14 protein-coding genes, 2 tRNA genes and 2 pseudogenes are annotated in these 21,155 nt (G+C 71.2%); 11 read left to right on the forward strand and 7 right to left on the reverse strand.

The annotated features are described in order from the left end of the window. The first annotated feature begins 173 nt into the window (after positions 1–173). Positions 174–737, forward strand: a complete 564-nt coding sequence (locus ABZV34_RS11145; protein WP_356273514.1) for a SigE family RNA polymerase sigma factor — start codon at positions 174–176, stop codon at positions 735–737. Positions 738–916: 179 nt separating this feature from the next. Continuing rightward, positions 917–2,593: a long-chain fatty acid--CoA ligase gene (locus ABZV34_RS11150; protein WP_356273516.1), complete on the forward strand. Its 1,677-nt coding sequence runs from the start codon at positions 917–919 to the stop codon at positions 2,591–2,593. Between the two features lie 142 nt (positions 2,594–2,735). Here ABZV34_RS11150 and ABZV34_RS11155 read toward each other — a convergent pair whose 3' ends face one another. After that, a complete protein-coding gene (locus tag ABZV34_RS11155) occupies positions 2,736–6,887 on the reverse strand; it encodes a PAS domain-containing protein (RefSeq protein WP_356273518.1) in 4,152 nt (1,383 codons plus the stop codon). 286 nt (positions 6,888–7,173) lie between these two features. Then, complete coding sequence (locus ABZV34_RS11160; protein WP_356273520.1) at positions 7,174–7,662, reverse strand: SSI family serine proteinase inhibitor; 489 nt, start codon at positions 7,660–7,662, stop codon at positions 7,174–7,176. A 391-nt stretch (positions 7,663–8,053) separates the two neighbouring features. Between ABZV34_RS11160 and ABZV34_RS11165 the strand changes: the two genes are divergently transcribed. Beyond that, positions 8,054–8,144 (forward strand) — tRNA-Ser (locus ABZV34_RS11165). A 192-nt stretch (positions 8,145–8,336) separates the two neighbouring features. Beyond that, positions 8,337–8,409, forward strand: a tRNA-Arg gene (locus ABZV34_RS11170). Between the two features lie 77 nt (positions 8,410–8,486). Here the strand turns inward: ABZV34_RS11170 and ABZV34_RS11175 are convergent. Beyond that, positions 8,487–8,846: pseudogene (locus tag ABZV34_RS11175) on the reverse strand (tyrosine-type recombinase/integrase); the annotation flags it as partial. Positions 8,847–8,967: 121 nt separating this feature from the next. On the opposite strand from ABZV34_RS11175, the gene ABZV34_RS11180 reads away from it, so the two are divergent. From ABZV34_RS11180 to ABZV34_RS11190, 3 genes are all read left to right on the forward strand, one after another. Beyond that, the gene (locus ABZV34_RS11180; RefSeq protein ID WP_356273522.1) at positions 8,968–9,501 is read left to right on the forward strand and encodes a SigE family RNA polymerase sigma factor; all 534 of its coding nucleotides are present in this window, start codon (positions 8,968–8,970) and stop codon (positions 9,499–9,501) included. A gap of 9 nt (positions 9,502–9,510) precedes the next feature. Next, on the forward strand, positions 9,511–10,344 hold the full coding sequence (locus tag ABZV34_RS11185; RefSeq protein ID WP_356273524.1) for a hypothetical protein: 834 nt from the start codon (positions 9,511–9,513) through the stop codon (positions 10,342–10,344). A gap of 415 nt (positions 10,345–10,759) precedes the next feature. Continuing rightward, entirely contained in the window at positions 10,760–11,053 is a 294-nt protein-coding gene (locus ABZV34_RS11190; RefSeq protein WP_356273526.1) for a hypothetical protein, read from the forward strand. A gap of 54 nt (positions 11,054–11,107) precedes the next feature. On the opposite strand, the pseudogene ABZV34_RS11195 reads toward ABZV34_RS11190, so the two are convergent. The 4 genes and pseudogenes from ABZV34_RS11195 to ABZV34_RS11210 all read right to left on the reverse strand — a co-directional run. Then, positions 11,108–11,350: pseudogene (locus tag ABZV34_RS11195) on the reverse strand (tyrosine-type recombinase/integrase); the annotation flags it as partial. A 346-nt stretch (positions 11,351–11,696) separates the two neighbouring features. Further along, positions 11,697–14,255 (reverse strand): hypothetical protein, encoded by a 2,559-nt coding sequence (locus ABZV34_RS11200; protein WP_356273528.1) that lies wholly within the window; start codon positions 14,253–14,255, stop codon positions 11,697–11,699. A gap of 390 nt (positions 14,256–14,645) precedes the next feature. After that, a complete protein-coding gene (locus ABZV34_RS11205) occupies positions 14,646–16,718 on the reverse strand; it encodes a PA14 domain-containing protein (RefSeq protein ID WP_356273530.1) in 2,073 nt (690 codons plus the stop codon). Positions 16,719–16,947: 229 nt separating this feature from the next. Beyond that, complete coding sequence (locus ABZV34_RS11210; RefSeq protein WP_356273532.1) at positions 16,948–17,361, reverse strand: DUF1398 family protein; 414 nt, start codon at positions 17,359–17,361, stop codon at positions 16,948–16,950. Between the two features lie 97 nt (positions 17,362–17,458). Here ABZV34_RS11210 and ABZV34_RS11215 point away from each other — a divergent pair, with 97 nt between their 5' ends. From ABZV34_RS11215 to ABZV34_RS11230, 4 genes are all read left to right on the forward strand, one after another. Next, the gene (locus tag ABZV34_RS11215; protein WP_356273534.1) at positions 17,459–17,974 is read left to right on the forward strand and encodes a MarR family winged helix-turn-helix transcriptional regulator; all 516 of its coding nucleotides are present in this window, start codon (positions 17,459–17,461) and stop codon (positions 17,972–17,974) included. 199 nt (positions 17,975–18,173) lie between these two features. Next, positions 18,174–19,064, forward strand: a complete 891-nt coding sequence (locus ABZV34_RS11220) for a Bro-N domain-containing protein (protein ID WP_356273536.1) — start codon at positions 18,174–18,176, stop codon at positions 19,062–19,064. Between the two features lie 45 nt (positions 19,065–19,109). After that, entirely contained in the window at positions 19,110–19,982 is an 873-nt protein-coding gene (locus ABZV34_RS11225) for a DUF2797 domain-containing protein (RefSeq protein ID WP_356273538.1), read from the forward strand. A 162-nt stretch (positions 19,983–20,144) separates the two neighbouring features. Further along, positions 20,145–21,083, forward strand: a complete 939-nt coding sequence (locus tag ABZV34_RS11230) for an amidohydrolase family protein (protein ID WP_356273540.1) — start codon at positions 20,145–20,147, stop codon at positions 21,081–21,083. Positions 21,084–21,155 lie beyond the last annotated feature (72 nt).

Below are 21,155 nucleotides of genomic sequence, written 5' to 3' on the forward strand. Positions count from 1 at the left end.
CGGCCGCCGTGCCACCGCCGTACGGGTCTCTCAGGGGTGAACCCTCAGGGTGTGGGTGCCGCTCGTCCACCCTCAGGAGGTGGAGCGGGCCCCCCTCCTACAACCTGAGGGGGACATCGCTTCGGGACCTCCGGCCGATCCGAAGGAGTAGGGGTCACTCCTAGCGTGGAGTCATGACCACACCCGTCTGCACCAGCGGTGCGAACGTCGCGACGCGGACCTTCCCGTACCCGTCGCACCCGTCCTACCCGTCGTTCGCGTCGTACATGAAGGCCCGTCAGCCGGTGCTGCTGCGTACCGCCCGGTCGCTGACCCCCAACCCGATCGACGCGGAGGACCTGCTGCAGACCGCGCTGACCAAGACGTATGTCGCGTGGGAGCGGATCGAGGACCACCGGGCACTCGACGGTTACGTACGGCGGGCGCTGCTGAACACGCGTACGTCGCAGTGGCGCAAGCGCAAGGTCGACGAGTTCGTGTGCGACGAACTGCCGGAGCCCGAGGGGGTGCCGGCCGGGGATCCCGCCGAGCAGCAGGCGCTGCGCGACGCGATGTGGCGCGCGATCATGAAGCTGCCGACGCGGCAGCGGGCCATGGTCGTCCTGCGGTACTACGAGGATCTGAGCGAGGCACAGACGGCGGAGGTGCTCGGCGTCTCCATCGGGACGGTGAAGTCGGCCGTGTCGCGGGCGCTGGGCAAGCTGCGCGAGGATCCCGAACTGGAGCCCGTGCGCTGACTCCGGACCGGTGCTCCCTGGCCCCCGCGGTCAGCTCCCTCCGGCACCCCCTCCGCGGTCCCTACTACCGTCCCTTCCACGGCCGTCCGACCCCCGTGACTTGATCGATCACCCGGACCTAGTGACATACCGAGCGGTATGTGCGCAGAATCAGCGCAACCCTTACCACCGCGTAGGCAATGTCGCCCCGGGAGGACGCCGTGCTGAGCACGATGCAGGACGTACCACTGCTGATCTCGAGGATCCTGACCCACGGGTCGGCCATCCACGGCACATCACAGGTGATCACCTGGACGGGTGAGGGAGAGCCGCAGCGCCGTTCCTACGCCGGGATCGGTGCCCGCGCGGCCCAACTGGCGCACGCGCTGCGCGAGGACCTCGCCGTCGCGGACGACGACCGTGTCGCCACCCTGATGTGGAACAACGCCGAACACGTAGAGGCGTACTTCGCGATCCCCTCCATGGGCGCGGTCCTGCACACCCTCAACCTCCGCCTGCCCGCCGAGCAGTTGGTGTTCATCGTCCAGCACGCCGCCGACCGCGTGATCATCGCCAACGGCTCCCTGCTGCCCCTGCTCGCCCCCCTGCTCCCCCAGCTGCCGACGGTGGAGCACGTCGTCGTGTCGGGTCCCGGCGACCGCACGCTGCTCGCCGGAGCGAGCGTGCGGGTGCACGAGTACGAGGAGCTCATCGCCGGGAAGCCGACCAGGTACGACTGGCCCGAGCTGGACGAACGCGCCGCCGCGGCCATGTGCTACACCTCCGGCACGACCGGCGACCCCAAGGGCGTCGTCTACTCCCACCGCTCGATCTACCTGCACTCCATGCAGGTCAACATGACCCAGTCGATGGGCCTCACCGACCAGGACACCTCCCTCGTCGTGGTCCCGCAGTTCCACGTCAACGCCTGGGGGCTGCCGCACGCCACGTTCATGTCCGGCGTGAACCTCCTCATGCCGGATCGATTCCTCCAGCCCGCGCCGCTCGCCGAGATGATCGAGGCCGAGCGGCCGACGCATGCCGCGGCCGTCCCCACCATCTGGCAGGGACTGCTCGGCGAACTGCACGCCAAGCCCCGGGACGTCTCCTCCCTCACCCAGGTCACGATAGGCGGGTCGGCCTGTCCGCCCTCGCTCATGGAGGCCTTCGACAAACTGGGGATGCGGGTCTGCCACGCCTGGGGCATGACGGAGACGTCCCCGCTGGGCACCGTCGCCCGGCCGCCGGCCCATGCCGTGGGCACCGAGCGGGAGTTCGCCTACCGCCTCACCCAGGGCCGGTTCCCCGCCGGTGTCGAGGCCCGTCTCACCGGTCCCGGCGGTGAACGGCTGCCCTGGGACGGCGAGTCCGCGGGTGAGCTGGAGGTGCGCGGCCCGTGGATCGCCGGCGCCTACTACGGCGGCCAGGGCACCGAGCCCCTCCGGCCCGCCGACAAGTTCAGCGAGGACGGCTGGCTCAAGACCGGTGACGTCGGCACCATCAGCCACGACGGCTTCCTGACCCTCACCGACCGCGCCAAGGACGTCATCAAGTCGGGCGGCGAGTGGATCTCGTCGGTCGACCTGGAGAACGCGCTGATGTCCCACCCGGACGTCACCGAGGCCGCCGTCGTCGCCGTCCCCGACGACAAGTGGGGCGAGCGCCCCCTCGCCACCGTCGTCCTCAGGGAGGGCTCCACCGCCGACTTCGCGACACTGCGCGCCTTCCTCGCCGCCGAGGGCCGGATCGCCAAGTGGCAGCTCCCCGAGCGCTGGACGATCATCGGGGCGGTCCCCAAGACGAGCGTCGGCAAGTTCGACAAGAAGGTGCTGCGCAGGCAGTACGCCGAGGGCGTGCTGGACGTGACCAGGCTCTGACCCCCGTACGCCGGGCGGACGCCTCCACGGCTCCCCGCCCGGCCTACGCACTGGTCGTCACCGTACGGACGCGGCGGCCCTGTACGAACGCGGCGGCCCCCACGGAGCCCGGAGCCAGGAGCTCGGAGCCGGGCGCGCGGGGTCAGTTGGTGCCGATCCGTGCCAGCAGGTCGACGATCCGGTCCTGTACCTCGGCGCTGGTCGAACGCTCGGCGAGGAACAGCACCGTCTCCCCCGCGGCGAGCCGCGGCAGTTCGGCCTGGTCGACGGCGGCGGTGTAGACGACGAGCGGGGTGCGGTTCAACTGCCCGTTCGCCCGCAGCCAGTCGACGATTCCGGCACGCCGGCGCCGTACCTGCATCAGATCCATCACGACCAGGTTCGGCCGCAGCTGCGAGGCCAGCGTCACCGCGTCCTCGTCCGTGGACGCCCGCGCGACCTGCATGCCGCGCCGCTCCAGGGTCGAGGTCAGCGCGAGCGCGATCTCCGCGTGCTCCTCGATGAGCAGCACACGCGGCGGGTGCTGCTCGGAGTCCCGGGGCGCCAGCGCCTTCAGGAGTACGGCGGGATCGGCGCCGTACGCCGCCTCGCGCGTCGCCTGCCCGAGCCCCGCCGTCACCAGCACCGGCACCTCGGCGGCCACGGCGGCCTGGCGCAGTGACTGGAGTGCCGTGCGGGTGATCGGACCGGTCAGCGGGTCGACGAAGAGCGCGGCCGGGAACGCGGCGATCTGCGCGTCGACCTCCTCGCGCGAGTGCACGATGACGGGCCGGTACCCGCGGTCGCTGAGCGCCTGCTGGGTCGTCACGTCCGGTGCGGGCCACACGAGCAGCCGGCGCGGGTTGTCCAGCGGCTCGGGCGGCAGCTCGTCGTCCACGGGCCGCGGGTGCGGCTGGTCGGCGACCTCTACGGCGCCGCCGGGACCGTCCAGCGGCTCGGGGCCCTCGTCGGCGTTCTTGTCAGGGGCTCCTATGGCGTACGAACGTCCGGCACCGTCGGTGGCGCCGGGCAGCCGGGCCCCGGGGGCCTGACCGGCCGACGGGTGCGCACGGGCGGCGGTCTCCGGGCGCTCGACGACGGGCTGCGGGGGCGTGCCGAGCTTGCGGCGGCGGCCGGAGCCGTTCGTCTGGTGCGGGGGAGGCGTGGCGGACTGTGCCTGCGCCGGCGATCCGTTCGCGGCGGCCTGGCGGGCGAACGGGACACCCTGCCCCAGCGTCCGCACACTGATCGCCCGGCCCTGCGTCGAGTTGGGGTCGACGGGCGCGGCGGCCTCGGCGGGCAGCGGCTGGGCGATCCGTGCCTGCGCCTGAGGCTGGGGTCGCAGCGGGGGCTGGGCCTGGGGCTGCGCGGGCAGTTCGGGCGGGAGAGGGCTGCCCGGTCCGGGGCTCTCCGGCCGGGGCTGCGGCCGGGGGGCGGCCCCGGCCGGAGGTACGGGGGCCCCGGCACCGGAGGTGTCCTCGGTGTTCGGGGCCGGCCAGGCCTGGGGAGCTGCGGGCACGGCGGCAGCGGCGGGCCGGGCCTGCGCGGGGAACCCCGGCACAGGGGGCGACTGCGCCGGAACGCCGCCTTGCGCGGGTGCGCCCACCGGACCGGGCGGGACGGCACCGCGCTGGACCTGAGCGGGCTGGACCGGCGTCGGCCGGACCTGGGGCGCCGGGAGCGCACCGGGCAGGAGCGCATGCGGCGGGATCGTGCCCGGCTGAGCCGGAGCCTGCTGTGCGCGGCGCCGGCCCGACGGTCCGGAGACGGGGTGCGGCTGGGGCGGGGTGTGCTCGTCGGACGAGCCGGCGGACATCACGTCGTGACGGCCTGCGTCGCCGCCCTGCTCCAGGAGCCGCTGCTGGGCGAGTTGGGCCTGCTGGGCCTGCTCGGCCTGGATGTACTCGGGTGAGCGGTCCGCGTCCGCGGGCGGGAGCGCGAACACGGGACGGGCACCGGTCTCCTGGGCGGCCGCGGCGCGTTCGGCCGCGGCGGCCAGCGCGCGTCGGCGCCGCGCGCCGGCCTCCGTACCGGAACCCTCGGCGGACCCGCCGGCCTCGCGAAGCCCCTGGCCGCCCGGAGTGTTCGGGGCGCCGGCGGCCACGGGCAGCGCGGGCGGCAGCGCGTGCTGTTCGCCGTCGCGCCGGGCACGCCGCCCGGACGACCCGGACCCGGACGGCACAGGCACTCCCCGCGGAGGCACCGTCCCGCCCAGCCCCGTACCCACGGCCGCGGTCCCCGCCCCGTACTCGCCCGCCATGACGACCGCGCCCTCGGAGACGGCCTCGGTCTCGCCGTCACCCGCGTCCTCGACGGCACTCGGCTGCCCGCGCCGGCGGCCGGTACCACCGGAGCCGTCGTCACCGGAGAGCTCGGCGCCCGAGCCCTGCGCGGGCACGGACGCCTCGCCGGTGTCCTGCTCGCCGGCCGCGCGCCGACGGCGCCGTCCGGTGGGTGCGACCGCGCCGCTCTCGGGCGCGACCGGCTCCGCGGCCGCGACCTCGCTCTCCAGGAAGGCGTCCACGGAGGACCGGCGGGCCCGCCGCCTGCCGCCACCCTGGTGCGAGGCCTGCTCGGGCAGCGCGACCTCGGCGCCGGTGGAGGCCGGGGCCTCGAGCTGCGGCATCGCCGTGACGGGGGCCACGACCGACCCGGCGCCGGTGCCGATGGGCACTTCCAGCACGAACGCGCTGCCGCTCATGCCGGGCACCTCGTGCGTCTGCAGCACACCGCCGTGCGCGCGCACGATCCCGCGCACGATCGGCTCGTGCACCGGGTCTCCCCCGGCGTACGGCCCGCGCACCTCGATCCGTACGACCTCGCCGCGCTGCGCCGCCGCGACCACGACGGTGTTGTCCATGTAGCCGCCCGCGGAGACCGGCGTGTTGCCGGTCGCGTCGACGCCCGCGACGTCCGCGACGAGATGCGCGAGGGCCCTCGCCAGCAGCCCGGCGTCGACCTGGGCCTCGATGGGCGGCGCGTGCACGGCGAACTGCACACGCCCGGGCCCGATCAGTTCGACGGCGCCGTCGACACCGGCCGCGACGACCGCGTCGAGCATCACGTTCGTACGGACGATCTGCTCGGCGCCGGAGTCGAGCCGCTGGTAGCCGAGCACGTTGTCGACCAGCGTCGTGATCCGCGAGTAGCCGGCGGCGAGGTGGTGCAGGACCTGGTTGGCCTCGGGCCACAGTTGACCGGCGTCGTCGGCGGCGAGCTTCGACAGCTCGCCGCGCAGCTGGTCGAGCGGCCCGCGCAGGGACTGCCCGAGCACGGCGAGCAGCTGGTCGTGCCGGGCGGCCAGCGCCTCGTAGCGGTCCTTCTCGCGTTCACCGAGTGCCGCGTACCGGTCGTCGCCCGCGGCGAGTTCCTCCTCGTGCCGCTCGCGCAGCTCGGCCAGCTCGGCCTCGTGCTGTTCGCGCAGCGCGTCGAGTTCCCCGGCGTGCTCCTCACCGAGCCGCTGGAGCTCCTCGGCGTGGAGGGTGGCCTCGGTGTCCTTCTCCTCGACGAGGGTGTCGTACGGCCGGCGGTCGGTGAAGGTCATCACGGCGCCGACGAGCTGGTCCCCGTCCCGGACCGGTGCGGTCGTGAGGTCGACCGGAACCTTGTTCCCGGACTTGGACCACAGCACCTGCCCGCGCACCCGGTGCTTGCGCCCGGAGCGCAGGGTGTCGGCGAGCGGGGACTCCTCGTACGCGAAGGTCTCGCCGTCGGCGCGCGAGTGCAGGATGAGGGAGTGCAGGTCCTGGCCGCCGAGGTCGCTGGCCCGGTATCCGAGGATCTGGGCGGCCGCCGGATTGACCAGGACGACCCGCCCGTCCGTGTCCGTCCCGACGACGCCCTCGGCCGCGGCCCGCAGGATCATCTCGGTCTGACGTTGTGAGCGCGCGAGTTCGGCCTCGGTGTCGACGGTGCCCGACAGGTCGCGTACGACGAGCATGAGCAGTTCGTCGGCGGTGTAGCCGTGGCTGTCGTAGGCCTGCTGGCCGTCCTCGAGGTTCGCGCTGGTGACCTCGACCGGGAACTCGCTGCCGTCGGTCCGCCGCGCGACCATCCGGGTCGGCTTGGTCCGCCCGCGCTCGTCGATGGTGTCGGGCCTGCGCATGGACCCGGGGATCAGCCGCGAGTCGAACTGCGGAAGCAGATCGAGCAGTCCCCGTCCCACCAGCGCGGTGCCCGGGGCCTCGAAGGCCTCCAGGGCGATGGTGTTGGCGTTGACGACGGTCCCATTGGCGTTGACCAGCACCAACGCGTCGGGCAGCGCGTCCAGTATGGCTGCGAGGCGAGCAGCGCCTCGGGATGGCCTGCTGCTCACGAGACGCTTCCTCCCTGTTACCGCACCTTGCCGACCGCGAGGGCCATCTTGCCAACCTGCCCGCAGCGTGTCACGCGAGGGAGTCTACGGGCAGAGGTTCCCCTCGCGATGCCGGATGAGAGGGAGGTCGCACGCAGAACCGACGCGGATGAGACGCAGAACCTGTGAGCGTGCGTGTCGCCTTCCCCTCCGGACCATGATCCCGCTGCGCCCCCCGCCGGGCGCCGGTACGGGCCGGCAGTGGCCACCGCGCCACCGCCCGCCGGTGTCCGGCAGCGGCACCGCGTCACTGGGCGCCGGTGTCCGGCAGCAGCGGCACCAGGGCGTCCCAGCGGGCGATCTGGCATCCGTCGGCGCGGTCGAACCGGGCGTCGACGGGCCGGCCGGCCCAGGTCCCGGTCACATGGGCGGTGGCCGGTCCCCCGTAGAGCATCGTGCAGATCGTGCCGGGCGCGACGGGGGCGAAGAGGTCCTTCCCCCAGGTCGTCCGCCGGTCGAGCGTCTCGCAGGCCTGCTCGGGGGCGGGGTGACTGCCACCGGCCGGATGACACCGCAGCTCGTACGTCCGGTCGCCGGTGCCTCCCAGGTGGCGGACGGTGACGGTCAGCCGGTCCCCGGAGTCCTCCGCGCGGACCGGCGGGGGCGCCAGGACCGCGGGGGCGGGTCCTGTACGGGATTCCTGCGGGCGGGTGGCCTCCGTGTGCGGGCCTTCTCCCGGCGCGGCGTCCGCGTGCGCGGCGGCGGGCACGGCGGACAGGACGGCGGAGACGGACACGGCGGTGGCGAGCGCGAGCCGGGAGGTGAGGGGAGGCCGATGGACGGAAGAGGGCAGGGGGACGGAAGAGGGCGGGGGGACAGAAGAAGAGGAGCGACGGCTGGGAGAGAACAGAGAGGCGAAGGAGGACAGGGGGGACAGGGGGGACAGGGAGGACTGAGAAGACAGAGAGGAGGGAGAGGCGGGGGAGGACTGAGGGGTGGGGGCGGAACGACGCGACATGACCTGACTAACGCCCCGCGCCCCGCACGGTTGCGCGACGCCCCGAGGGCCTGGGGGACTTTGCCCTGCGGCCCGCCTGCCTAGTACCGTAGGAGCCGATTGGTGACAGCCCACCCGGCTGTGTCATCATCTGCAACGCACCACTCGCGCTCGCGCGGGAGGTTGTGCTGGAGGCGTCGCCTAGTCCGGTCTATGGCGCCGCACTGCTAATGCGGTTTGGGCCTTCAAGCCCATCGAGGGTTCAAATCCCTCCGCCTCCGCAGCAAGACCCGAAGCCCCGGTCCCTCTGGACCGGGGCTTCGGCGTTACCGCCCACAGAAGTGCGTTTCCCCAGCTCACAAGGGGTGTGGCTAATGGATTTCACATGGCGGCGGCAGTCATGTAATGTTCTTCCTGTCGCCGCGAGCGGGTCGAAAGCCCGGAAGCGAGACACTGGTAGAACAAGAGAACACGCACTCGTAGCTTAACGGATAGAGCATCTGACTACGGATCAGAAGGTTGCAGGTTCGAATCCTGCCGAGTGCACACAGGTGAGAGGCCCCGGAGAGATCCGGGGCCTCTTCCGTTTCCCTGCTGTACAGCAGCGAAGTACAGCAACCGTGCTAGCCCGTACCGCCCATGGCGTCAGACAGCTTGCCGATCGCCGCGCGCACCGCTTCCTCGCTCGCCTCGGCGTAGACCTCCACCGTCATGGCGATCTGCGAGTGCCGCAGGATGCGCTGCGCCACCTTCGTGTGCACCTTGAGCGCGAGCAGGAGCGAGCTGCACGTGTGCCGGGTGTTCCGCAGCGGGATCATGCGGAGGCCGGCTCGGCGAGCACGCAGCGCGAACATGCGGGTCAGGTTGCCCGGCTCGATCGGGGTCCCGTGCTTCGTGGTGAAGATCAGGCCGTGACTGTCCTGCCAGAGCTCCCCGACTGCTGCACGGTCGCCGGCCAGCCGGCCATGACGCATCCGCAACGCGTACGGAGCGAGGTTGCGTGCAAGACAGCGCGAAAACTCGGTTTCAACCTTTGCTGCGCGGCAGCGCTCTACAGAGGGGTGACAGGACACAGCCCCTGACAGGGACCGGAAGGGAGAGCAGATGCCGCAGAACGGTCGAGGTTTCGAAGCGCCACAGAGATCCCAGGCGCCTGAGAGCTTCGAGGCCTTCGCACAGTCGCGCCAGAGATGGCTGTACCGGACCGCATACCTGCTGAGCGGAGACCCGGACACGGCCCGCGACCTGACACAGACCACGCTCGCCAAGCTTTTCCAGCACTGGGGGCGAGCGAGGGCAGCCGACCACATCGAGGCCTATGCCAGGACCGTACTGACCCGCACCTACCTCGCCGAGCGTCGCCGGCGGCTGCGGGACCTGCTGGCTCATTCCCGCCCCGACCCCCGGCCGGCGCCCGACCACACCGACCTGCGGGTGACGCTGATGTCGGCACTGGCCGGGTTGCCCCCCAGAGCACGGGCCATGGTCGTGTTGCGGTACTGGGAGGACCAGAGCGTCGAGTCCGTCGCCGAGCTCTTGAAGTGCAGCGAATCCACGGTCAAAAGCCAGTGCTCACGCTCTCTGGCAAAGCTGCGTACCCAACTGGACGAAGCCCACATCTACAACACGGGGAGCTGAGGAACCGCCATGAAGGACAACATCACCGAAGAAGACCGCCACAGCGCCCTACTGGTCCGCGATGCGATGGAAAGTGCGGTGGCGGAGCTGCCCTCGTTGCACGGCCTGGTGTCCGCCGCAGTCACCCAGGGCCGGCGCCGCAAGGCGCGTGCCCGTCTCGCGATCGCCGCCGGGAGCGCCTGTGCAGCCGGGGTGGTAGTGGTCGCCTCCTTGACGCTCTCCGGTGGGGACGGCGCCCGCTCGACAGTCCGTCCCGCCGCGACCTCGCCGCACGAGTCGCCCGGACCGGTCCGGCCGAAGCCCTACCGCACACCGGTCCACCGGTATTCGACGGCTCGGGAGGAGCAGCGCCTGAAGGGCCTGACGTCGGTCGAGCGGACTCGACAAGCGGAGTTCCAGCAGAAGGCGGCAGTTCTGCTCGACCAACTCCTGCCGGACACTGTCGGCCTGATCCGTCCGGTCTACGATGACCGCGTGGAGTACCAAGGCGAGACAGAAGGCGGCAAAGTGTTCCACGTCGATTTCTTCGTGGCGCCCTCCGAAGGTGGCTCCGGCCCAAGGCCTTGCTCCGGGAGCTTCATCAAGGGTGGAAGCTGTGAGAACGTCACTCTGCCGGGCGGTATCAAGGCCACGTCGCTTCGCTTGTTCGTCAGATCGCCTGATGTCATGTCCACCGAGGTCGCTTTCGTCTACGCGAACAGCGATGTCATCTTCACCGTTTACCCGGACGTGGGCACCTCGGGTTCGTCCCCGATCACAGGGAAGGAACTGCTGGCGGCTGCAAGCGACTCTCGGTTCCTCGGCCTGGTGCATGACGCTACCCAACTTCCCTCCTACAAATGACACACCACCCCGTAGGACGCGCGTCAGGAGCGGTTGATCCGAACTTCCAGCTGCGTTCCCGTCGATGCCCGTCAGATCGCCGACTACGAACGGCGGCTGCGACGTGAAACTCCCGCCGGAATCTGGCAGCGAAGCAAGCGGTACAGCAGCGCGGTACCGCAACTCCAGCGACTGCCCCCGCCCACCGACGTCCCTCAGAGGCATCAGAGCGACCGGAATGACCGTCGTTGACCGAACTGGCTAGATACGGATCAGAAGGTTGCAGGTTCGAATCCTGCCGCGTGCACACAGGTCAAAGGCCCCGTCAGTTCAACTGGCGGGGCCTTTGACATCAACTGGTGACATCAACACCTAGCGTGCTGGCTCCTTTGGATCTTCGCCCCCAGGGTCCCGGACGAGCGATACAGTGCGCGCCGTGGACATACCCGATTGGTTCGCCTGGATCTTTCTCGGCCTGGCCATCTTGCAGATCCTCGGTCTCGTGCCCATCATCCACCGACTGCGCGGACTCGACTCCGCGGTGCGCTTCAAGGCGCGTCTCGACCTGCTGGATGCAGTCGGTGGCCTGCTGCTCTTTGGCGGCTCGCTTCTGAGTCTCGTGGTGGCAGGACCCTGGTTGTGGATCGCGGTCCCCGGCTGGATGCTCATGGCCGCCGGCTACGGCATAAAGGGCGTCCACCGGCTCCGCGCCCGTCGGCCCGCGGCCTGATCCGGGCGACAGGCTGTAGATCGGCCTCAGTGACGACGTCATCAAGGCGTCCGGCTACAAGATCTCCTCTTCAGGCTCGTGGCCCAGTGCGTCGTCCATCCGATCGGCGGCGGCCTTGAGCGCCGTACTCATGACGTGCGCGTAGGTGTCGAGGGTGATCGTGCTGTGCCCGAGGGATTCCATGATCGTGCGAGCGTCCACGCCCTGAGCGAGCCGGAGTGACGCGCACGTGTGTCGGAGATCGTGCACACGCACGCGTCGTACGCCGGCGTCCCGGCACAGGACGGTGAGCATCCGATTGAGGCTGCGCGGTTCACCAAGGCGTCAGGCATCGCATAACAGACCACTTCGGAGGGCGACGGCCGGAGACGCGAGGAACTCGCGGATACGAGGATCAGGCTTCGGTACGGATGGCGGGTACGCGGGCAGCGCTCCCCCCTTGTTTCGCCTGCTCCACGCGTGCGACCAGACTTACGAGGTCGGCGCCGACAACGACGGCAACTCGCCGTCGATGCCGGGAATCCTGGCCGGGCGGTGAAGTGACGGCGCCGGTCCGGGCACCCTGTTCTCGGGTGTCCGGACCGGCGCCGGCTCGCTTGTCATGCGGCCCGGTCAGGGCCTGTGGCCGCAGGTGCTCAGGTGCTCAGGTCCTGACCGTCAGGTACTGCCAGCCGCCCCACGTGCTCACGTTGGTGGTGTCCTTCGAGCTGTGGACGTACTCCGAGCGCACCCGGAACTTCTGGTTGACCGCCTGGGAGAGGCTCAGCTGCGCCGCCACGGTGCTCTTGGAGTTGAGCGTGAAGCAGCCCGAGGTGCTGAGGGTGTGCCAGGCACCGCTGTAGTACTGCTGGACCTGGAAGTGCACGCACTGGCCGGACTTGTTCGGCGACACGGTCGTGGTCACCGTCGGCCGGACCGTGTGGTGGTAGACCCGGTAGGTGGTGCCGCTGTACGTGGTGGTCGTGTAGTAGCCGTTCAGGGCCTGCGCGACCTTCACCTGGTCGCTCACGGCGCGGGTGGCCGTGGCCGGGGCGTAGCGGTAGTCGCCCGCGTAGGACGCGGTGAACGTCGTGTTGGCGGCGAGCTTGTACGTGGCCGTCAGGTCGCCCTTGCTGTCCACGGTGCCCGTCTTGACCAACGTCTTCTTGCCGCCGGCGGGCGTCGCGTAGAGCGAGACCGTACGGCCGTTGTACGTGGTGCCCAAATGGGCGGTGACGGTGGCCGTCGCGCCGTACGCGTAGGTGGAGGCGTTGGCGGCCACGGACAGGCTCGTCGTGGCGCGCGAGACCTGGACGATCGCGGAGGTGGCGGCCGCCCGGTGGCTGGTGTCGCCCGCGTAGCTGACCGTGTAGGTGTTGGCGCCGCCGGTGGACGGGGTGTCCTTGACGGTGATCGTGCCGTCGGCGGCCACGGGGGCCGTCCACGTCACAGGCGTCGTGGTGTGCGCCGCGTCCGTGCGGGTCACGGTGACCGTCTCGCCGCTGTCGTACGGGCCGTCACCCAGCACGGCGCCGAAGTTCAGCGCGGCGCCGCGCGTGGCGGTGGTGGGGGCCTTCAGCGTGAGGGCCGGGGCGTAGGGGGAGATGGCGGTGCTCACGTCGTTCGCGCCCGGCTGGTGCGTGATGTCACCCCCGAACGACAGGCTGTAGGTGAACCATCCGGCCGTCCCCGGGGCGTCGGTGACCGTGAAGCGGCCGGTGGCCGGGTCGACCGGGGCCGCGGGGAGCTGCGTCGACTGGTGGGTGTCCTCGTTCGTCCGGGTCACCTGGACGGTGTCGCGCTGTGCGAAGGGGCCGCGGCTCAGGTCGGTCATGACCGTGCCGGTGAAGGCCACGTCGTGCGGCGTCGCCGAGCTGAACTCCGGGTACGGGATGAAGGTTCCGAGCCTGGACACCCCCACCGTCAGCGAGGTGGTCGCGGGCCGGTGCGTCGCGTCGCCGGCGTAGGACACCTCGTAGGTGTACGTGCCCTCGTCCTGACGGGTGTCGGTGATGTGGAACGAGCCGTCCGCGCCGACCGTGGCGTCGGGCAGATCGGTGCCGTCGCGCACGACCTTCAGCGTGGCGCCGGCCGGCGCGAAGCCGTGGCCGCCCACCGTTCCGTTCAGCGTGAACTGCTGGGTGGGGATCGCGTACGGCGACGGGTTGTTCAGGGAGAGCTGGGTGTCCGTGAGCTTGGCGTCGCCGAGGACGTCGAGGGTGTAGGACCCGTTGTCCCGGGTGACTGCGTAGAGCGTGCGGCCGTCGGCTCCCCAGGCGAGGCCGCCCGGGGCGACGGTGCCGGCGAAGGCGAAGTGGTTCTCGGCGATCTGGTCGGCCGCGTAGACGTAGGCGCCCGCGCCCTGGCCCGCGGTGCTGCCGAGGGCGATCGTGCCGTCGGAGTCGACCGCGACGGAGTCCGGGGAGGAGCCGACGCCGCCGGTGTAGTACCCGTAGGGCTTGGCGGCGCTGAGGTCCGCCGTGCTGTACACGTACACGGAGGCCGACTGCGGAACGAGCAGTTTCGTGCCGTCCGCGGTGACCTGGACGGGGCCCGTCGCGGCGCCGCCGAGGCCCATGTCGACCTTGAGGGAGGCGGTCCCGGAGGAGACGTCGTAGGTGGCGACGTGCGTCATGGAGGTCTGGGCGTCCTGCACCGCGAGCACCCCGCCGCCCGTGCTGAGCAGGGGGGTGGTCGACCAGTGCGGCATGACGGGCTGCGGGGTCGGCGCGGAGTCGGCGGCGGAGGGGTCCACCGAGCCGACGGTGCCCTTGCCGTCGTCGGCCGTGTAGCCGTACCAGACCTTGCCCCCGGCCACCGCGACGGAGACCGGGGCGCTGGCGGTACCGGTGTGGACGCGGCGGGTCTCGGTGAGCGTCGCCGTGTCGACGGCGGCGATCGCGTCGCCGTCGGTCAGGGCCGCGTACAGCGTCCTGCCGTCGGCGGACAGCGCGAGACCGTCAGCGCCCTGCTCGCCGTCGATGGTGGTGACGGGGTTGCCGGACAGATCGGTCACCACGATGCCGGTGGTGCCGGCGCCCTGGCTGAAGAAGAGGTGCTGGTGAGCGCCGTCGACCACCATGTGGGCGTAGTGCGACAGCGGCAGCGCGGCTGTGTCGGCGCCGTCCGCCCGAGCGACAGGACCGGTGAGGCCGACGGTGGCGGAGGTCAGCCCCGCGACGACGGATATCGCCGCCGCGAGCGAGACCTGCTTGAAGCGCATGGTGCTCCTGAAGGGAGGGTGAACAGGCAGCCGCACGACCACGCTTGTCGCTGACAGGGCAGCCGAGCGGGTGGACGCCGGACCCACGTGAGACCGCTGACCACTCCTATTGGTTGTACCGCTGCGTCGTCAGGCTCGGGGCTGCGTCGTCAGGCTCGGGGCAGACCGCGGTCGGATGCCAACTGCGGGGCAGCTCACCGATTTGATCGTTCAGACCGGGACCACGCGGACGTGGACCGGCTCCGGGTGATCCTGGCGGCGCCGAAGGCGTTCTCGGACTCGTCGAGGCAGCGGCCCGCGGCTTGCCCTGTCGCATACGGCGGCAACCAGCAGGGAGGCGCCCGGCCGGGAAATCCTGCCGGGCGCCTCCGCTGCTTCCTCCGGTGGGAGCTAGTCCACCGAGGCGATCGCCGTCTCGCGGGCGGCCGTCTCCGTGCCGTCGGCGAGGGTGGCGGTCACGCGGTAGTACGTGGTCGTGCCCTTGGGCATGGTGGTGTCCGCGTACAACCAGCTGCTGCTGTCACTGCGCGGCTGGACGCCGACCTTGTCGAAGACGTGGGTCGACCGGTTCCAGCGGTAGACGGTGAAGCCGGTCACCTTGCTGCCGTTGGCGCCCGTGTCGCCGGTCGACCAGAGGACCCAGCCGTGCACGTCGGCGCTGAGGTGGCCGAGCGGGTTGTCGCCGACGGCCGGGCCGGCGCCGGCGTCGGGGCGCAGGTCGAGCTCGGTGACGTCCTGGACCGGGACGCCGGTCTCGAGGGTGAGCTTGTTGCCGTACTGGTCGACGGCGATGACGCCGTAGCGGACCTGCTCGCCATCGGCGACCGTACGGTCGAGGTGGTGGGTCTCCGTGAACTCCTGGGGCCTGAGGGTCCAGGAGTCGATGAGCGGCTTGTAGACCCACTCGCCGTCGACGAGGGTGCCCCGCATGATGCGGTAGTGGTCGAGACCCGGGTCGTCACTGGCGTCCCAGCTCAGCGAGACGCCGTTCTCCCGGGGGGTGGCGGTCAGGCCCGTCACCGGGGGCGGCGGGGTGCTGTTCCCTGCGACGGCGACCGGCATCTCGACAGAGGAGGTGCCCCCGTTCCCCGCGCCGTCCACGGCCACGACCGAGTAGTAGTACGTGGCGCCCGGCGGCGGGGCCGCTTCCGTGAAGGACGTGTCCCGGACGCCGGTGGCGACCACCACGACCGTGCGCCCACTCTGCGTGCGCGGCTTGTTGTAGCGCAAGACCATGTACCCGACGAAGTCCTCGCTGGTGGCCTCGGACTTGTCCCAGGTCAGCGTGACCCCGCGCTCGTCCTCGACCGCCGTCGCGTTGTACGCGGTGTTCACGGGACCCGTTTTGTCCCGTGTGTAGAACTCCGCCGTGCCGGAAGCCGCCGACTCGTTGCCGTGCGTGTCGACCGCCGTGACGACGTAGTAGTACCTGTCCCCGGTCTGCGACAGCGGCTGCTCGTACCAGGCGCGGCTGAGCGGCTTGTCGCCGTTCAGCCGGTTCGCCGCGGTGAGCGCGACCGGCCTGCTGGTGGTGGAGCGGTACACGTTGTACCCGGCGAGGTCCGCCTCGGTGTTCCCGTACCAGAAGAGGGCCGCTTTCTCGGAGTGGCCGGGCTTCGAGGCGTCCTCGACCCCCTTCGGCGCCGCGGGAGCGATCCCGTCGAAAGTGGTGACGGACTTGTCCGCCGTACCCGCGGACTCCTTGCCCGCCTTGTCGTAGGCGCGGACCTCGTAGTAGTAGACCGCGCCGTTCTTCGGCAGCGTGGTGTCCGTGTACGAGGTGGAGGTCGTCGTGGCCAGCGGCTTGGTGCTGTACGCGGCGCCCTGGAGCCGGCGGTACACGCGGTAGCCCGCGAGGTCCATCTCCTTGTTGGCCGTCCAGTTGAAGGTGGCCCGGTACGAGGAGTTGTACGTGAGGGAGGTGCCGGTGGGCACGAGGGGCTTGACCCTGTCGACGGTGGCGGACGTGCGGGGCAGGTAGTCCGCCTTGACGTTCGCGTCGCCCGTCCAGTTGACGAAGTCGAAGCGGAGAGTGTGCGTCCCGGACGGGATGGTGATGTTGACGGTCTTCGTCTGGGTCGTCGAGACGTTCTTCCAGATGTCGACCTTGCGCGTGCCGTCGAGATAGACGCGCAGGCCGTCGCGGGTTGCGACGGGGATCGAGAACGGGCCGCCGGAACCGAAGTCCCGGGTGACCGTCCAGCGCACGCCGAAGTTGTTGCTGGGCAGCCCGGCGGCGGGGGCGCCGGTGCCCCAGTTCTGATCGATCTTCGCATCGCAGGCGGTCTTCTTCGGCGTACCGGAGAAGGTCGTGTTCGCGTAGAACTGCTGCGTGAAGACGGGCGACTTACAGGCCACGGTCGCCGTGGCGGCACCGGCGGCGGAGGTGCACGTCAGCAGGGCTCCGGTCGTCGCGAGGACGGTGGTCGCGGCGAGGGCGGACGCACGAGTGGCTCGGTTCATGCCTTCCTTCGTTCTGGGGCGGCGGTGGAAAGACACCGTCTTCCACCGCCGCCCCAGACCTCCGGGAAGGGCGGAGGGTTGTGCGGGTTCCGGGTGTGGCATCCCTCACATGTGTGTGCCGCTTCGGGTTCAGGGGCCTGGCACGGCCTGATGGCCCGAGGAGCGCGGATTGGCGCACGTCGGCCTGGCCCCGGGCGATTCGCCGTGCGGCCGCGTCCGCCGCGTCCCGTCAGATCTCGACGGCCGGATAGGTCTCGGTGTAGCTGTCGCCGTCGGCTCCGTAGTAGACGCACTTTCGCGCGTCGAGGTCGACTTCGTACCGGACGACGCCGGCCTCCCAGCAGCCCTGGACGAACTCGGGGAACGTGCTGTCGCCCGCCTGATCGACACGGAGTGCGGTGAGGAGTGCCCGGCGGTCGAACGGCGGGACGTCGACCATGCCGGTGACCAGGGGCTCTCTCTGGACGGCGACGGGTCCGGCGTCGGTGAGGTAGAGCATGGTGTTCGACGGCACGGCCATCCGGCAGTGGGTGACCCCGGCCTGCCGCAGGGCTTCTGCGAGACAGGAGAACCCGCCCTCCTTGGGGCGGATGGCGGCGGCGCGGTCCAGGGCGGCCCTCAGGCGGTCGATCGCGGTGTTCATGGCGTCTCCGGAGAGGGTGATCGGGCAGGCTTTCGCTTCCTATACTGACAGTAGGTTCACAGAGTGACAATATGTTGTCAATTGAGGATGGTGGGGCATGCCGGACGAGATCGCGCTGCTGGTGGCGGACGTGTTCGAGGCGGCCGGACTTCTGCGCAGGTCGGGTGAGGCCATCGCCGCGACCGAGGGGCAGACGCAGGCCCGCTGGCAGCTGCTGAGCGCTGTTTCCGAGAGTGCGCAGACCGTGGCACAGTCGGCCCGCCGTCTCGGCGTCACCCGGCAGGGGGTCCAGCGCGTCGCGAACGATCTCGTCGCTGAGGGCCTCGCCGCCTTCCGGCCCAATCCCGATCACCGCGGTTCGCCGCTCCTCGCCCTCACGGCCGACGGTCATCGCGTGCTCGACGGGATCACGACCCGCGCCGACGAGGTCCACCGCACACTCGCCGCCGACATTCCGCCCGGAGAGATCGCCGGTGCCCGTACGGCGCTGCGCCGTCTCATCGAGCAGGTGCGCCGACACGGAGCCGGCGATCGGCAGTCGGGAACCGGCATTCGGCAGTCCGGTGCCGGCGATCGGCAGTCGGGAGCCGACGGCCGGGCGCAGGGCGCCTGACGCCCGGCCTCCGCCCCTTCCCCACCCGGTCGATGCCTCCGGCCCCGTCCGGCGCGCCGGCCCGGCCCGGTCGGTGGGCCTCCGGGGTGGGGGTACTTGCGCCGAATCGATCCTTCTGTCGCCTATCGGGTGAACGTCATTGTTTTCTACGGGAGTTGCCTGCTTCCTCGCCTAATTTCCGGCGTGGAGGTGATGCTCGATGTACGAGCAGGACGCGATCGACATCAACGACTTCGTGTTCGCGGCGACCGGGGCGCGGGTGCGGAGGGTGACGTTGCCGGACGGGGAGCACTGGTTCCCGGCGGCGGACGTGGCCAGGGTCCTCGGGTACGCGGACACCCGCCAAGCCCTTCTCCGGCATGTCGCGGCAGAGTGCCGGCAGCGTCTGGAGGATCTCGCGCGAAGCGTCCACGGAGCGGACGCCTTGAGCGGGATCGCGGGTCACAGACTCAAGAAGTCGATGACGATGGTGAATCTGCAGGGGCTCGTCAGGCTCGTCAACGGGTGTGCCAAGCCCGAGTGCGAGCCCTTCAAGAGCTGGGCAGCCGAGGCCGTCGTGAGCATCCAGCGCGACGGCTGCCACGCCCTCGAACCGGCCTCCGTGCAACCCGCCTCCGACGGGGGCGTCGCCTACGCGGTGCCTCAGCGGGTCGCCGACGCCCTCGTACGGTTCGAGGAGCGGAACATCCTGGCGGACGAGGAACTCGCGGCGCGGGCGGCGGCGCGCAACGCCCGGGTGACCGAGCGCGACGCGCTGCCCGCCGAGGGCACCCGGCCGGCGGCCCGGCGTGAACGGTCGGCGGCGGAGGCGAACCGGCCGCTGGGGGAGTCCGGCCGTGGCGGGCGTGCCGAGCCCCGGGGCCAGGACGCGCTCGCGCGAGGCCAGGAGGCGATCAGGCGCGGACAGGAGATGATCGACCGGAGCCAGGACGCGATGGCGGCCGCCCTGGGGCGCATGGCCGAGTCGTTGGACCGGATCGCCGGGCGGATGGGGGCGGGAGCCGGGGAGAGGAGCCGCTGGCGATGCCGCGCGGGAGCGGCGTGTACGCGCGGAGGCGTCCGGGAGTGGGCACGGGCGGGCTCGGCGTGAGCGGGCCGGGCGCGTTGTCAGTGGCAGCGCCTACGCTCGTGAGTGATGGCACAGACGTGGAGATGTTCGGGTCTGCGGTGGTCGGCGGGCGGCCCCGTGCTGGTGTGGGGTGGCGGGCGGGAGAGTGCGCTGACCACGGGGAAGCGGGTCGCCTTCACCGTGGCGGACGGCGGCGGGCGGACGTGCGTGGGAGCGCGGGGCAACGCGTGCCCCGCGCGGGCGGCCGTGTCGGGGCGGAGTACGGGGGCCCGGTGCGAGGAGTGCGCGCGCCTGGACCGGGCGCATTCCGTGGCCGCCGACACGATGGCCGACGACCCGCGTCCGTACCGTGTGTACCTCGCCTGGTTCGGACCCGGCATGGTGAAGGTCGGCATCACCGGCTCGGCACGCGGCTCGGCGCGGCTGCTGGAGCAGGGAGCCGTCTGCTTCAGCTGGCTGGGAGAGGGGCCGTTGATGGCCGCGCGGCGGACCGAGGAGTTGCTGCGGGCCGCGCTCGGGGTGCCGGACCGGATCCGGTACGCCGACAAGCGCAGGGTGCGGTCGGCGCTGCCGGACGCGGCTGAGCGGCTGGAGGAGATCCGAGAACTGCACGCGCGCGTCGCGGAGCTCGACGGCTGGCCCGACTCCCTGGAGCGGGCGCCGTTCCGGGCCGTCGACCACGTCGAGGTGTTCGGGCTCGACGGAGTCCCGGCAGCCGTGGGCGCCGTGAGCGAGCTGACGGGAGGCGGCGCGGTGAGCGGAGAGCTGGTCGCCGCCGCCGGCCCCGATCTGCATCTGGCGACCCCGAGGGGAGTGGTCGTACTCGACACCCGGCTCATGACCGGGTGGGACCTGACCGCCGGGGCGAGCGGATTCACCGTACCCGTACGGGAGTTCCGCGAGGTGGAGGACGCCGTGGTGCAGGACGGGCTGTTCTGAGGGGGCGCTCGGGCGGCCGGGAGCGTGAGGTCCGGAGTCGGCCTCCTCGGGGCCCTTTTCGGAAAGGGGGTGGACCTGCGGTGACACCGACGACCATGGTGGGCGGCATGAGCGATCAACCCCGGACACCTGTCGGCATCCAGCGCGGCGGGGGGTCCGAGCATGCGCACGGCTGACGGGGAGGACGTACGGCGGTTCTGGGAGCGGCTGGGTCTCCCGGGTCTCGTCGACGTCCACACCCACTTCATGCCCGAGCGGGTCCTGCGCAAGGTGTGGGACTACTTCGACGGCCTCGGCCCGCTGACCGGCGGCATCGAATGGCCCATTACCTACCGCGGCGACGAGGACGAACGGCTCGCGCTGATCCGGGAGTTCGGCGTACGGGCCTTCACCGCGATGCTCTATCCGCACAAGCCCGGCATGGCGCGATGGCTCAACTCCTGGGCCGTCGACTTCGCCCGCCGCACGCCCGACTGCCTCCACACCGCCACCCTCTTCCCGGAGCCGGACGTCGAGGCGTATGTGCGGGAGGCGGTGGAACAGGGCGCCCGCGTCTTCAAGGCACACGTCCAGGTGGGCGCGTACGACCCGGCCGACCCGCTCCTCGACACCAGTTGGGGGCTGCTCGCGGAGGCCGGTGTCCCCGTAGTGATGCACTGCGGGTCCGGACCCACGCCCGGCAAGTACACCGGGCCCGAGCCGGCCGGCCGGGTTCTCGCCCGGCATCCCCGGCTGCGGCTGATCGTCGCGCACCTGGGGATGCCCGAGTACGAGGAGTTCCTCGCTCTAGCCGAGCGGTACGCGGAGGTGCGGTTCGACACGACGATGGCGTTCACCGACTTCAGCGAGCGGCTCGCGCCGTTCCCACCGGAGGCGTCGGCCCGGCTCGCCGCCCTCGGCGACCGGATCCTGCTCGGGACCGACTTCCCGAACATCCCGTATCCCTACGCCCATCAACTGCACGCCCTGGAACGGCTGGAGCTGGGGGACGACTGGCTGAGGGCGGTCTGCCACGACAACGGTGCGCGTCTCTTCGGGATCGCGCCCCCGCGCGCGGACGGCATCGCGGCCCCGTCCGGAGGCGCGCCGGGAACGGCGTGATCCTCCCAGGGGTTACCTGAGAGGCGCCTGTGTGTTTCTCAGAAGAATCACAGGTCTCCGAAAGGATGCTCT

Source organism: Streptomyces sp. NPDC005195 (assembly GCF_040608315.1).
In the GTDB taxonomy this organism is placed as follows: domain Bacteria; phylum Actinomycetota; class Actinomycetes; order Streptomycetales; family Streptomycetaceae; genus Streptomyces; species Streptomyces kaempferi.

Coding starts and splice junctions, on each gene's coding strand:
- ABZV34_RS11145 (WP_356273514.1), top strand. CDS start 174: ATGACCACACCCGTCTGCACCAGCGGTGCGAACGTCGCGACGCGGACC.
- ABZV34_RS11150 (WP_356273516.1), top strand. CDS start 917: ATGTCGCCCCGGGAGGACGCCGTGCTGAGCACGATGCAGGACGTACCA.
- ABZV34_RS11180 (WP_356273522.1), top strand. CDS start 8,968: ATGCCGCAGAACGGTCGAGGTTTCGAAGCGCCACAGAGATCCCAGGCG.
- ABZV34_RS11185 (WP_356273524.1), top strand. CDS start 9,511: ATGAAGGACAACATCACCGAAGAAGACCGCCACAGCGCCCTACTGGTC.
- ABZV34_RS11200 (WP_356273528.1), bottom strand. CDS start 14,255: ATGCGCTTCAAGCAGGTCTCGCTCGCGGCGGCGATATCCGTCGTCGCG.
- ABZV34_RS11205 (WP_356273530.1), bottom strand. CDS start 16,718: ATGAACCGAGCCACTCGTGCGTCCGCCCTCGCCGCGACCACCGTCCTC.
- ABZV34_RS11210 (WP_356273532.1), bottom strand. CDS start 17,361: ATGAACACCGCGATCGACCGCCTGAGGGCCGCCCTGGACCGCGCCGCC.
- ABZV34_RS11215 (WP_356273534.1), top strand. CDS start 17,459: ATGCCGGACGAGATCGCGCTGCTGGTGGCGGACGTGTTCGAGGCGGCC.
- ABZV34_RS11220 (WP_356273536.1), top strand. CDS start 18,174: ATGTACGAGCAGGACGCGATCGACATCAACGACTTCGTGTTCGCGGCG.
- ABZV34_RS11225 (WP_356273538.1), top strand. CDS start 19,110: ATGGCACAGACGTGGAGATGTTCGGGTCTGCGGTGGTCGGCGGGCGGC.
- ABZV34_RS11230 (WP_356273540.1), top strand. CDS start 20,145: ATGCGCACGGCTGACGGGGAGGACGTACGGCGGTTCTGGGAGCGGCTG.